The sequence below is a fragment of the Erythrobacter ramosus genome (assembly GCF_009828055.1).
Taxonomy (GTDB): domain Bacteria; phylum Pseudomonadota; class Alphaproteobacteria; order Sphingomonadales; family Sphingomonadaceae; genus Erythrobacter; species Erythrobacter ramosus.
Window position 1 is genome coordinate 313,239 of record NZ_WTYB01000002.1, and the last position, 12,479, is coordinate 325,717.

Below are 12,479 nucleotides of genomic sequence, written 5' to 3' on the forward strand. Positions count from 1 at the left end.
GCCCCTTATGGTATCGTCGCCAGCGCTGCAACTGGGGCGGGGCCGATCACGGTGCGCTGCCGGTTGTGGGTTGATCGAGGAACCACACCCGCTCAATCAGACTGTCACCTACCAGATAGATCGCGGCGGCTTCCACCAATTGGCCGGTGGCGAGGATCAGCACCTGTTCGGCATCGATGACATAGCGCCCGTCGATGATCCGCTGGGCAATCGCCACTTCTCGCTTGGATCGGGCGAACATTGCGCCCCACACCTCGGCGATCTGCGCGCGTCCGGCGGCGATCACCCGGCCTGATGGCAGCGCGGCGCAGATCGCGTCCTCGGCATAGAGCGCGGCGAACCCTTCCGTGTCGCCCGCTTCGTAGGCGCGGATCTGGGCATCGACGATTTGTGCAGGATCAGATGGCATCGCGGCTTGCTCTCCGTAACATAATCAGATTATGTATCTGGCAGGACAAGGGGCGAGAGGCAACCAGGGATGCGCAAGCTTTACATTTCTGCCGATATCGAAGGGTGCGCCGGGGTCGCCAGCCAGCACGCGCTGGCCGCAGACCGGTTCGAATGGCAAGATGCGCGCCGGTGGATGACGAACGAGGTGGTGGCCGCCGCCGAAGCGGCGCTCGCTCATGGCTATGACGAAGTGCTGGTGGTCGACGGCCACGGTAATGGCCATAACCTGCTGCCTGACTCCATGCCAGATGGGGTGCGCCTGCTGCGATCCTGGCCGCGCGCGCTGTTGCAGATGGAAGGCATCGATTCGCCGGGGATCGAAGCGGCGTTCTTCATCGGCTATCACAATGGCGGCATGGGGGACGGCGGGATTCTGGCGCACACCTATTCCAGCGCCGCCTTCCGCGATCTGCGACTGAACGGGGTGAGCGCGTCCGAAGGCTACCTCAACGCGGCGCTGGCAGGCGAGTTCGGCGTGCCCGTGGTACTGGTGACAGGTGATGCCGAGACGGCCGCCGATGCCCAGCGTTATGCGCCGGGGGCCGAGGCCTGCGTCGTCAAGCAATCTTACGGCTTCCGCGCCGCCGCCGCGCTCAACCCGCGCGAAGCCTGCGCCGCGATCCGCGCCTCGGCCGCCAGCGCGCTCGCCGCCCCGCGACCGGAGCCGTTCCGGGTGCAAGCGCCATACCGGTTAGAGATTGATTTCAGCACCCGCGTTGCGGCGGAGATGGCCACCTATCTGCCCTTCATCGTGCAGACCGGGCCGGTGACGGTTGCCGCTGAATTCCCGACGATGACAGCGCTGATGCGGTTCATTTCCTTCCTCATCCTGTTCAATCCCAATGGCGTGGTCGGGCTTTGAACAGGCGACGTAATCCGATTATGCTCTGCTTGCCCTTGCGGCGTGGGGTGGTTAGCCTCGCGTGTCAGCATCGGGGGATCAGATGAACCGGTTTTCGCAAAGGCGGCCCGTGCTTGCCTTCTACCTGCTCGCGCTGCTGATCGCGTCACTGGTGGTGGTCTGGACCGTGTTTCGCTTCACCACCGATCCAGCCTCGGCGGGGACGCTGGGCGAGATGGTCACCGGCATCTATGCCAGCGGCCAGTATATTAACATCGCCTCGATGCTCCCCTATGCGCTGGCGCGGCCCGATCTACTGGGCGTGTTCATTTTCGCCGCCGCGCCGAGCATCGCCGCTGTTGTCATCGCGGCGAGAGGCGGGGGGGGCGGGCTTACGATGCTTGCTGGAAGGCTGCGCCCCGTCGGTCAAGCGACCACTCCGCGCCGTGCTGTCGCAGTCTATGCTGGGATGCTGGCGGTCTATGCGGCTGGCTTTGCTGCCTTCGATTTCGTTGCGGGGCCGGGTACAACCATCACCGATCGGTTGGCGATGTTCGGCGGCAGCGTGCTGCTGGGCGCGGCTCTCGGCCTCCTGATGGACGAGGGTGGGACGCTGGAGGAACTGGGCTGGCGCGGCTTTGCCTGGCCGCTGTTGCAAGCGACGATGAAGCACCCGCTGCGCGCCGCATTGCTGCTGGGCACGCTGCATTGGGCGTGGCACCTGCCGCGCGAGGTGCTGACGCTTATGGGCGGCGTCGATCCAGCGAGCTTTCTGGTGACCCAAGGCGTGTTCTGGGCGCTATGCCTCGCGCTCGCAATTGTCGCGGGATATTGCGTCAATCTGGCGGGTGGATCGGTCTGGCCAGCGGTGCTGGTGCATGGCGGCACGAACCTGTGGTCCAAGGCGCTGAGTGACCACATCGCGCCCAGTTTCGGCGTGCTCGACCTGCGCACGCTGATCCTGTTCGTGCTCGCAATCATAATTGTGATGGTTGCAGGTCGCCAGCTCGGACGACTGCCCTCTGATGTCGACCGCGAGCCGGGGTGATGGCGCGTTTCGTCCTGCAACGGCTGGCCTTTTTCGGGCTGGTGCTGCTCGGCGTGTCGCTCATCACCTTTGCGATTGCCCACCTTGCCCCGGGCGATCCGGCGCGGATGATGGCAGGTCCTGCCGCCTCGGCGGATGCGGTCGCAGCCCTGCGCGCCGAACTCGGCCTCGATCTCCCCCTGTGGCAGCAATATGCGCGCTATCTCGGCGATCTGTTGCGGTTTGACCTTGGCACCTCCAACGTCTCGGGCGAGCCGGTGCTGGACGAAATCCTTGCCCGCGCGCCCGCCTCAATCGAGCTGATGGGGAGCGCTCTGCTCTTGTCGCTGCTGGTCGGCATTCCGCTCGGCATCGGCGCGGCGGTGAAGCGTGGCGGGTGGCTCGACCGGCTGGTATCGGGCCTGTCGGTAGCGGGAATTTCGGTGCCGGCGTTCTGGCTCGGGCTGGTCATGGTGATCCTGTTCTATCGCCAACTTGAGTGGTTTCCCGCTTCTGGCCGCTTCACCGGCGAGCCGCCGCCTGCGGTGACTGGGTTCCTGTTGATCGACGCGCTGATAGCGCTCGATTTCCGGGCGCTTTCCGCAGCATCAGCTCACCTCGCCCTGCCGGTGCTGTCGCTCGCATTGCTGGAGGCGGGGCCGCTCGCCCGGCTGGTGCGCAACCAGATGCGCGCGGTGCTGGGGTCCGACTATGTCCGCATGGCGCGGGCGAGCGGGCTTAGCGAACGCACGATCCTGTGGCGCCATGCCTTGCGTAACGCGCTGACCCCGCTGGTGACGCTAGTCGCCGCGTCAATTGCCATGATGCTGTTCGGCTCCGTCAGCCTTGAAACCGTGTTCGGCTGGCCGGGGGCGGGGCATTATGTGGTGCAATCGATCTTCGCACTCGATTTCCCGGTGATCATGGGTTTCGCGGTGCTGACAGCGATTGCCTATGTTCTGGTGAATACGGCGGCCGACATCACGCTTGGCCTCATCGACCCGCGAGTGCGCCCGGCATGAGCAACGCGCGGCGCTCTATCACCATTGGCGGCGTCATCGTGGCGCTGATCGCGCTGCTGGCGCTGCTTGCGCCGCTGTTGACCACCTATGGCCCGAACGAAGTCGATACCGGCGCGATCCTTGAGGCGCCCTCGGCGCGGCACTTTGCCGGAACCGACAATCTCGGGCGCGATCTGTTTGCGCGGATCCTTTATGGTGGGCGCACCTCGCTCGGCGTTGCGTTCGGCATCGTCGCGATCGGCATGGGCGCGGGCGCGCTGCTCGGCTGCGCGGTCGGGCTAGCGGGCGGCTGGGTCGACCGGATCGCGATGCGGCTGGTTGATGTGGCGCTCGCCATCCCGTCGCTGGTGATCGCATTGGCGCTGGCGGCGGCGGTGGGGCCGAGCCTTGTGAACCTTGTTCTGATCCTCGGCGGGCTGGGCGTGCCGCTTTACCTCAGGCTCTTCCGTAGCGAGGCGCTGTCCTTGCGCGAGCGGCCTTTCGTCCTCGCCGCCAGAGCCAATGGCGCGCCGGCCTGGCGGCTGCTGGCGGTGCACATTCTTCCCAATATCGCCCCGCTGTTCGCCACGCTGGCCTCGACCGCGCTCGGTACCGCGCTGGTCGCAGCTTCGGCGCTGTCGTTCATAGGGCTGGGCGCGCAGCCACCAACGCCCGAATGGGGCGCGCTGATCTTCGAGGGGCGCAACACCATCATGTATGAGTGGTGGGCCGCTGTGCTCCCCGGTCTGGCGGTGGCGGTTTCGGCGCTGGGCTTCGTGCTGCTGGGCGATGGGTTGCGCGACTGGCTCGATCCGCGCGGAGGTGGGCGGTGAGCGCGCTGCTGGCCATCGAGGGTCTGACGGTCGCCTATGGCGCGGTGCCGGTGGTGCGGGACGCATCGCTGGCTGTGGCGGCGGGCGAGGTGCTGGGGCTGGTGGGCGAATCCGGGTCGGGCAAATCTACGCTCGGCATGGCGGTGCTCGGCCTTCTCGATCCGGCGGCGCGTGTCGAGGCAGGGCGGATCATGCTGGGAAGCGATGATCTGCTGGCCTTGCCGCCCGCAAGCCGCCGCCCTTTGTGCGGTAGCACCATCGCGCTGATCCCGCAGGAGCCCATGGCCGCGCTCAATCCGACGCTGCGGATCGGACGCCAGCTTGACCTCGTGCTGCGCCAACATGGCAAGGGTAATGCGGGCGCGCGCCGGCGGCTGGCTGAGGACGCGCTCGCTTCGGTGATGATCGCTGATCCGCCGCGCATCCTTGCTTCATATCCCTTCCAGCTGAGCGGCGGGCAGTTGCAGCGGGTGCTGATCGCGCTCGCCTTCGCGCTCGGGCCGAAGCTGATCATCGCCGACGAGCCGACCACTGCACTCGACATGAGTGCGCAAGGGGCAGTGCTCGATCTTCTGGTGTCGCGGGCGCGAGATGAAGGCGCAGGCGTGCTGCTGATCAGCCACAACCTGCCGCTGGTGCGCCGCTATGCCGACCGAGTGGCGGTGATGCGGCGCGGCGCGATTGTGGAGAGCGGGATGGCGGCCGACGTGCTGGCCGCGCCCCGCCATGCCTACACAAGTGCGCTGATCGCAGCGCTGCCCGCAAACACCCCGCAGCGCACGCCTTTGCCGGTGCCCGAAGTATGAGTGCCGCGATGCTGGAACTGGCCGACGCGCGGCTCACCTATCGCCGCGGCGCTGCGCGGTTCGCAGCGCTGGACGGGGTGAGCCTGTCAGTCGCGCAGGGCGAGTGTGTCGGCGTGATCGGCGAATCGGGCTCAGGCAAATCGAGCCTCGCGCGGGTCATCGCCGGGCTGGCCGAGGGCGCGACCGGCACCTTGCGGTTGGCGGGCGAAGCTGTGCCGATCACCCCCGGTGCGCGCCGCCGCGAACAGTGCCGCCGCATCCAGATGGTCTTTCAGGACCCGGTCGGCTCGCTCAACCCTGTCCTCACCATCGGCGCGATCATTGCCGAGGGGATGGCGATCCACGGCATCGGCACCCGCGCCGAACGCCGCGAGCGGGTGGCGGCATTGTTGGCCGATGTCGGCCTCGATCCCGCGCTGGCTGCGCGCCGTCCGCACGAGCTTTCGGGCGGACAGCGTCAGCGGGTCGCGATTGCCCGCGCGCTGGCGGTCGAGCCCGATCTGTTGCTGCTCGACGAGCCGACCTCGGCGCTCGATCTGGTGGTGCAGGCGCAGATCCTCAACCTGCTGCTGGCGCTGCAAGAGGCGCGCGGGCTGGCTTACCTGTTCATCAGCCATGATCTCGATGTGGTGCGCCACCTGTGCCACTATGTGCATGTCATCACTGCCGGGCAGATTGTGGAAAGCGGGCCGACCGAGGCGGTGTTTGCCGCGCCCCAGCATCCCTATACCCAAGGTCTGATCGCCGCGATGCCGGGAGCGACGCGGTGAACCCGTCGGCGCTTGACGCGCTGTTCGCCGGGCAGGATTTTGCCGCCGCACCGGGCTGTGTCGCCGCGCTGCTAGATGGCGATGTTGTGGCGTGGCAGGGGTGTTTCGGCCTCGCCCGGCTCGACACCACTGCACCGCTGACACCTGCGACACGGATGCGCATTGCTTCGATCACCAAGCCGATGGTCGCGCTTACGCTCGCCGCGCTGGAGGACGACGGGAAGCTGGCGCTCACCGATCCCCTCTCCCACCATGTGCCGGAACACCGCTTCGAGGCGGACCCAACGCTGGCGCAGCTGCTGGCTATGACAAGCGGCATTCCCGAGACCTACCCGCTGGTGTGGCTGGCGCTGGGGGATGCGGCGAGGCTGGCCGAGCATTCGCAGGCTTTGCTGGCGCTGCTGTTGGCTCAGCGTCAGCTGAACTTCCTTCCCGGTGAGCGAACGCTTTACGCCAATGCCAACACCGTGCTGCTCCATCTTGTGACAGAGCGGGCGACGGGCGAACCGCTGGCGCGCTTGATGCAGCGGCACGTCTTCGATCCGGCGGGGATGGCGAGCGCGGTGCTGGATGATGGCCTCGCGCACCGCCTGCCTGAAACGGCGATCGGCTATGCCCGATCGGGGGAGGGGTTTGTCCCCGTTGATCCCGTATCGGTAGAGGCAGCACCCGGCGGGGTGATCGCTTCGCTTGCCGACATGATTGCTTGGCACCGCTGGCTGCGTGGCAATCCGCATGGGTGGCGCACCCGGCTGGCGGCTGTGGTGCCGCATAATGACGGCTCATTGAGCGGTTATGCGCATGGCTTTGTGCACCAGTTGCTGAGTGGTACGCGGGTTATTGGCCATGCCGGCGGGCATTCGGGCTGGGCAAGCGACTATCTGTTTGCCTCGGAAGAGGATGTGGCCGTGATCATCCTCGCCAACCGGACCGATGCCAATGTCTACGAGCGTGCGCGCGAAATGCTGGTGACCGCGCTCGGCTTGCCGCCCGATCCGGGCGCTACGCCAGCATTGCTCGGTGCAGCCCCTAAGCCGCTGTGGGAGGCGACCTATGCCAGTGTGGAGACGATTGCCTCGCTGAGCGTCAAGGGCGGCCCCGGAGAGATCGCGGTGGACGGACGGCGGATGCCTCGCGGGAAAGATGGCGTGTTCCGCCGCACGCTTGGCGTCGAACCATTCGTGATCGAAGCCCCCAACACCGCCACGCCCCCGGCTGAATTGACGCGGTACGAGGGCAATCACGCGGTGACCTACCGCCGGGTGGACGATGCGGCTGCGCTGCCTGCCGAGGCCATTGTCGGAACCTATGCCTGCGCCACCTTGCCGCATCCGGTGACGATCAAAGCGGACAACAGCGGCGTGATGCGGGTGTCCACCGGCCCCGTTTGGCCGGGCGGGGAAGTTTGGCCGCTGGTGCCGGTTAGCGGCGCACTGTTCCGTTGCACGACGCCGGACGGCGCGCCCAGCGAAGTGCATCTGCGCTTCGAGTTAGGCACAGACGGCGCGGTGAGCCGTGTCTCCTTCAGCTTCCTGCGCTTGCTTCGGATCACGCTTGATCGGATTGAACCCGCCGCTGCTGAACAATGGCGTGAGCTGGGACTGGCGGCACCGACGTTGCTCACCGGAGACGCGCCATGATCACCCGCACGCTCGCAATTGCCGCGATGCTTTTGGCGCTCGTCGGCTGCATTCCCGAGCCCGATGTCGAGGACCGCGCACGCACCGTGGTCGTCGCCACCGCCTTCCCGCCGCAGTCGCTCGATCCGGCACAAGGCGCCACCGGCGCTGGCCTTCCGATGATCGATCAGCTTTACGAGCAGCTCCTGCGGTTTCGTACTGGCACGAGCCAGCCCGAGATCGAGGGCGAACTCGCGGAGAGCTGGCAGATTTCGGCTGACGGCTTGCGGATCGATTTCGTGCTGAAAGACGGCCGCGTCTTCGCCGATGGCACCCCGGTCACCGCCGCAGACGTGGTCTGGTCGCTCGACCGGGTCAAGCGGCTGGGACTGGGCTCGGCCTATTTCCTCGAATGGCTGGAGCGCGCCGAGGTGACGGGGGAGCGCACATTGACCCTCTTACTCAAACGGCCCCACGCGCTGGCGCTGCAATTGCTTGCCCATCCGGCGACCTCGGTGATCAACCGCAGGGCGGCGCTCGCCGGGGCGGGCGATGCCGATGCCGATGCCCGCCTCTGGCTATCGTCGCGTAGCGCAGGCTCCGGTCCTTATATGCTCACCGAACTGCGCACGGGTGAGAGCGTGACGCTCGCGGCCAACCCCCGCGCCGCCGCGCCGCCGCGCCAGTTCACCCGCGCGCGCTTTGTCGCGCTGCCCGATGAAGGCGTGCGCCGCCTGCTGCTCGAACGCGGCGATATTGACCTTACCGTGGCGGTCCCGGCGGCCTTTACCGAGCGCTATCGCGGGCTGGAGCGCGTCGCAGTTACCAGCATTGCGGGCGGACCGTCGCAGTCCTTCCTCACGCTCAACACCCGCAAAGGGCCGCTGGCGAATGTTCATCTGCGCCGCGCGATTGCCCATGCGCTGGATTACGAGGCGCTGCGGGTGCAGGTGCTTAAGGGCAATGCGGTGCAGATTGCGGGCTATATCCCGCCTGGCTCAACCGGCTACGATCCCGCCGAACCGCCCCCGCAACGCGAACTTGCTGCCGCCCGCCGCGAGCTGGAAGCGGCGGGATACAAGGGCGAACCGGTGCGGCTGATGGTGTCGATGCTCGGGCCGGTGGCGGAATTCATCCAGTCCAACCTCGCCGGGGCCGGGATCAACGTGGTGATCGAACGCCGCCAGCCCGGCGCGATGGTGGCGCTGGCGCAGGCGGGTGAGTTCGATCTGATCTACGATGCCTGGACGCTGGACTCGCCTGAAGCGACCGCGATGCTGGAGGCGCTGCTATCGGGCCGCGCGCGGGCAAATGGCACCAATGTGTCGGGCTATGCCGACCCTGCGGTTGATCGCTGGCTGCTGGAGGCGGCGGCCACCCCCTCCGCTGAGGCGCGCGCGGCGATCTTGCGGCAGATCGATGCCAAGCTACGCGCCGATCGCCCTCTGGTGATGATCTTTGGCGCGAACCCGATCATCGCTTACCGCGCCGACCTTAGCGGTGTGATCATCGACCCCTATCAGAGCTTCGCTCTGCCGCTGGCGGGTCTGACCCGAAAGGAACCCGCCCGATGAGATGGCCATTGAGGCAGGACACTGTCTTCTTCCCCCCTGTGGCGAACCCGCGCGCTTGCGGCCATCTCGATTGCGGAGACGGGCATCAGGTGTGGTGGGAGCTGACAGGCAACCCGGCTGGCGTACCGGTGGTGGTGGTGCATGGCGGGCCGGGCGGGTCAATCCGGCCCTATTACCGGCGTCTGATCGATCCGGACCGCCAGCAAGGTGTGTTCTTCGACCAGCGGGGCTGCGGGAAGTCGCTGCCCGCAGGCGCGCTCGATCATAACACCACGCCCGATCTGGTCGCCGATATGGAGCGGCTGCGCGACCATCTGGGGTTCGAGCGCTGGATCGTGCTGGGCGGATCGTGGGGCTCGACCCTCGCGCTCACTTACGCCGAGGCGCATCCAGAGCGGGTTGCGGGGCTGGTGGTTAGCGGGGTCTATCTGGCGCGGGCATTTGACGTGTGGTGGTGGTGGCAGGGTGGGGGCCATGTCTTTCCCGAGGTCTTCGCTGCGCGCGACGCATGGCTGCCCGCAGCCGAGCGCGGCGATCCGCGCAGCGCTTTCGTACACCGCATCCTCGATCCCGATCCCGCGATCCACCGTCCGGCGGCGCACATCCTTGGCATGGCAGAAAGCCAGACGCTCGACCTGTGGCCCGCCGCGCCCGGGGACGACCCGTGTGGAATCACCGATGCCGCCGTGCAATCTGCCCGGATTTTCGCGCATTTCGAGGCGCATGACTACTTCTTCGCGCCCGATCAACTGTTACGCGATGCGAGGCGGCTGGCGGGTATCCCCGGGGCGATTATCGCCGGACGGTCCGACATGTGCACGCCGCCACAAAGCGCGTGGGATCTGGCGCAGGTGTGGACCGATGCGCGCCTGCACATCGTCCCCGCCGCCGGGCATCGCTGGAATGACGAACAGCTGTGCCGCCCGATCATTGCCGAGCTGGCGCGGCTAGCCGGGGCGGGTTGAACGCCCGCCCCGGCCCGCGACCCGTTAGAAGTTTACGCGCGTCGATACGCCATAGGTCGTCCCGGGCGCCTGCGTGACGCCCGAAGTGCCGTTGCGGTTGCCGCCGAACGCAATATCGAAGCGGTCGTTTCCGGCGTTCTGGACGAAGGCGAGCACATCGAACTTCCCGAAATCGAGCCCTGCCGACAAGTTTAGCAGATCGATGTCGCCAGTGCGGAAGGCATTGGCCACGTCCTGGAACCCGCCCGAGCGGCTCGCATAGGCAGCGTTGGCAATCACATCGATCCGGTCCGACAGCGGGCGGCGCACTTCGGCATTGAGCGAGAAGCTCCACCGCCGTGTCGCGGGCAATTGCAACCCGTCGAGCGGCGTGACTGTTGCCAGTCCCGCGATGAAGGTGCCGCTGGTGAATTCGGGGTCCATCCAACCAATCGTGCCGCCCAGCGTTACGCCCTCAATCGGCGTGACCGAGCCCTCCAGCTCAATCCCCAGGGTTTCGGCCTTGCCGGCGTTGGCAAGGAAGCCTTGCAGGCCCGGTGCGGCGGTGAAATCGAAGAACGGGACCAGGACATCGTCTTGCGTCAGCAGATAGGCCGACACTCCGATGAGCGCCTTGCCGTCCATGAGTGTGGTCTTGGCCCCGAGCTCGTAATTGACTGAGGTTTCCTGCCCGTATTCAAGGTTCGCGGCATTGGCGACGTTGAAGTTGAAGCCCCCAGCGCGGAAGCCTGTCTGGATCTTGGCATAGATATTCGCATCGCCCGGTGTCCATGACAGCGTCACGCCCGGCGTGAAGCGGCTGAACCCGCGCGACAGGTTGGCGGTTTGTGGCACCAGCCCGAATCCGGCGAGCGCCGGCGTGGGGTTGAAGGCGAAGTTCACCCGCTTGGTGTCGTCGGTGTAGCGCGCGCTCGCGATCACACTGACGTCATCCGCGAGGTCGACATCGGCTTCGAGGAACGCGGCCCAGGATTCCAGCGACTGGTCATTGGCGATCCCGAGCACGAAGGGCACCGTCCCGCCGCCCAGGAAGGTGCGGATGCTGACGAGATCGGTGGCGATGTCGCCGGTCGCGCTCTCATCGAGATAGGTGACGCCCGCCAGCACCGACAGCCCGCCCCATTGCGGCGAAAGCCAACGCAATTCGCCAAAGCGGCTTTCGACCCGGTTGAAGCGGGTTGTGACCTGCTGGCCGAGATTGCCGGTGGCCAGATCGGGGATGATGTTGTCCGAAAGGTCGGTGTCCTCGGTCCCACGCAGCTTGTAATCGCGACCCCCGGCAATCAGCGTGAACGTGCCCGCGCTGTCGCTGTCGTAGGCGAGTTCGGCGGCGAGGCGATCGACGTTGTAGCTGTTGCGCGGCTGCGTATCGCGGCGGATTGTCCGACGGGTCTCGCCCGCATCGCGGAAGAACAGCGCCGTGCCGGGCGTGTCGGCATCGGTGTGCTCGTAGATCAGGGTTGCGCTGAACCCGCTGCCCGGATCGAACTTGGCGACGACGCGGCCACTGATCGAATCCTGCTTGTCGATGAATTCATCGGTGACGGTATTGAGATACTCGCCCTTGTTCTGATCGATATAAAGGCCCGAGACGCGTACGCCGAAGCTGTCGCCGACGGGCAGGTTCGCCATCGCCTCGACCTCGCTACGGTCATAGCGCGCGACGGTGCTGCGGATCATCCCGGAAAGCTCGTCGGTCGGTCGCTTGGAAATTACATTCACCGCGCCGCCCACGGCATTGCGCCCGTACAGAGCGCCTTGCGGGCCGCGCAGCACTTCGACTCGTTCGAGGTCGTAGAACTGGGTGGGGAAGCTGATGAACCCGCTCGAATAAACCTCGTCGACATACATCGCGACGCCCGGTTCGGCGAACAGTGTCGGCGTGCCGACTCCGCGGATCGAGATGTCTCGCGCTGTCCCGGCGTTATTCTCGACCAGGAAGGCGCCAGGCACTTGCAACAGCAGATCGCGCGGTTCCTGCAGGCGGGCATCGGTGATCGTGGTGGGCGAAAGCGCAGTGATAGGCCCGGGCACATCCACGAGCCGCTCTTCCCGCTTGCGAGCGGTGACGATGATTTCGCCGGTCGTGGCGCGAGTATCGGCGTCCGCGGCTGCTGCGGCCTCATCCTGTGCGGCGACGACCGCCGGGCTGGCCGCGAGAAATACCGCTGCTGCACTCGACATCAATGCTGATCTGGTCACGTGACCCTCCCTATAGCAGCAGCGCGTCCCGTGGCTGCGACAATAACATAATCAGATTATTTTTTGAGTTTTGTCAATTGGCGTCTGCAAGTCAGGCGGCCGAGGGAGATTTTCGGGTGAAAGCTGGCTGCACAGGGGTCGTGGCGGCGGCCTCGTTCCGTCGGGTTTGCAGCAAGGTTGCGGATGTTGCGCGACGGGCATCTCACCGTTGGCGATGCGCCATATATTTTTACACATAGAGCAATATTGCATGATCACCACTGATCAGGCCTGTTGATCTGGGCCATGATACTCTAGGGGCCGAGCCGTGAGCATTTGATCTGCGTATCTTCGTGGCGCGGATACGACCGGTTGCCATCAGGCGCCGAAGACACCGCCACCGCCGGGGTTT

At 66.1% G+C, this 12,479-nt stretch carries 11 protein-coding genes; 9 read left to right on the forward strand and 2 right to left on the reverse strand.

Translation table 11 applies throughout. From position 1 onward, the window contains the following. Positions 1–46 precede the first annotated feature (46 nt). A complete protein-coding gene (locus tag GRI59_RS08150; protein WP_160760722.1) occupies positions 47–409 on the reverse strand; it encodes a nuclear transport factor 2 family protein in 363 nt (120 codons plus the stop codon). 69 nt (positions 410–478) lie between these two features. Here GRI59_RS08150 and GRI59_RS08155 point away from each other — a divergent pair, with 69 nt between their 5' ends. The 9 genes from GRI59_RS08155 (at position 479) to GRI59_RS08195 (ending at position 9,886) form a co-directional block, all read left to right on the forward strand. Then, a complete protein-coding gene (locus GRI59_RS08155; RefSeq protein WP_160760723.1) occupies positions 479–1,312 on the forward strand; it encodes a M55 family metallopeptidase in 834 nt (277 codons plus the stop codon). 61 nt (positions 1,313–1,373) lie between these two features. Continuing rightward, positions 1,374–2,339 carry a CPBP family intramembrane glutamic endopeptidase gene (locus GRI59_RS15995; protein WP_337190248.1) on the forward strand — a complete coding sequence of 322 codons (966 nt, stop codon included), beginning with the start codon at positions 1,374–1,376 and terminating at the stop codon, positions 2,337–2,339. Continuing rightward, entirely contained in the window at positions 2,339–3,340 is a 1,002-nt protein-coding gene (locus GRI59_RS08165; RefSeq protein WP_160760725.1) for an ABC transporter permease, read from the forward strand. The genes GRI59_RS15995 and GRI59_RS08165 overlap by 1 nt, the downstream gene beginning before the upstream one ends. Beyond that, positions 3,337–4,152: an ABC transporter permease gene (locus GRI59_RS08170; RefSeq protein WP_160760726.1), complete on the forward strand. Its 816-nt coding sequence runs from the start codon at positions 3,337–3,339 to the stop codon at positions 4,150–4,152. The genes GRI59_RS08165 and GRI59_RS08170 overlap by 4 nt, the downstream gene beginning before the upstream one ends. Continuing rightward, the gene (locus GRI59_RS08175) at positions 4,149–4,958 is read left to right on the forward strand and encodes an ATP-binding cassette domain-containing protein (RefSeq protein ID WP_160760727.1); all 810 of its coding nucleotides are present in this window, start codon (positions 4,149–4,151) and stop codon (positions 4,956–4,958) included. Before GRI59_RS08170 ends, GRI59_RS08175 begins: the two co-directional genes overlap by 4 nt. Continuing rightward, positions 4,955–5,728, forward strand: coding sequence for an ATP-binding cassette domain-containing protein (locus GRI59_RS08180; RefSeq protein ID WP_160760728.1), 774 nt, complete (start codon positions 4,955–4,957; stop codon positions 5,726–5,728). Before GRI59_RS08175 ends, GRI59_RS08180 begins: the two co-directional genes overlap by 4 nt. Then, entirely contained in the window at positions 5,725–7,368 is a 1,644-nt protein-coding gene (locus GRI59_RS08185; RefSeq protein ID WP_160760729.1) for a serine hydrolase, read from the forward strand. Before GRI59_RS08180 ends, GRI59_RS08185 begins: the two co-directional genes overlap by 4 nt. Further along, positions 7,365–8,921, forward strand: a complete 1,557-nt coding sequence (locus tag GRI59_RS08190; RefSeq protein WP_160760730.1) for an ABC transporter substrate-binding protein — start codon at positions 7,365–7,367, stop codon at positions 8,919–8,921. Before GRI59_RS08185 ends, GRI59_RS08190 begins: the two co-directional genes overlap by 4 nt. 38 nt (positions 8,922–8,959) lie before the next feature. Continuing rightward, complete coding sequence (locus GRI59_RS08195) at positions 8,960–9,886, forward strand: alpha/beta fold hydrolase (protein WP_202390940.1); 927 nt, start codon at positions 8,960–8,962, stop codon at positions 9,884–9,886. Positions 9,887–9,910: 24 nt separating this feature from the next. On the opposite strand, the gene GRI59_RS08200 is transcribed toward GRI59_RS08195, so the two are convergent. Further along, entirely contained in the window at positions 9,911–12,088 is a 2,178-nt protein-coding gene (locus GRI59_RS08200; protein WP_160760732.1) for a TonB-dependent receptor domain-containing protein, read from the reverse strand. Between the last annotated feature and the right edge of the window lie 391 nt (positions 12,089–12,479).

Coding starts and splice junctions, on each gene's coding strand:
- GRI59_RS08190 (WP_160760730.1), top strand. CDS start 7,365: ATGATCACCCGCACGCTCGCAATTGCCGCGATGCTTTTGGCGCTCGTC.
- GRI59_RS08165 (WP_160760725.1), top strand. CDS start 2,339: ATGGCGCGTTTCGTCCTGCAACGGCTGGCCTTTTTCGGGCTGGTGCTG.
- GRI59_RS08150 (WP_160760722.1), bottom strand. CDS start 409: ATGCCATCTGATCCTGCACAAATCGTCGATGCCCAGATCCGCGCCTAC.
- GRI59_RS08170 (WP_160760726.1), top strand. CDS start 3,337: ATGAGCAACGCGCGGCGCTCTATCACCATTGGCGGCGTCATCGTGGCG.
- GRI59_RS08180 (WP_160760728.1), top strand. CDS start 4,955: ATGAGTGCCGCGATGCTGGAACTGGCCGACGCGCGGCTCACCTATCGC.
- GRI59_RS08155 (WP_160760723.1), top strand. CDS start 479: ATGCGCAAGCTTTACATTTCTGCCGATATCGAAGGGTGCGCCGGGGTC.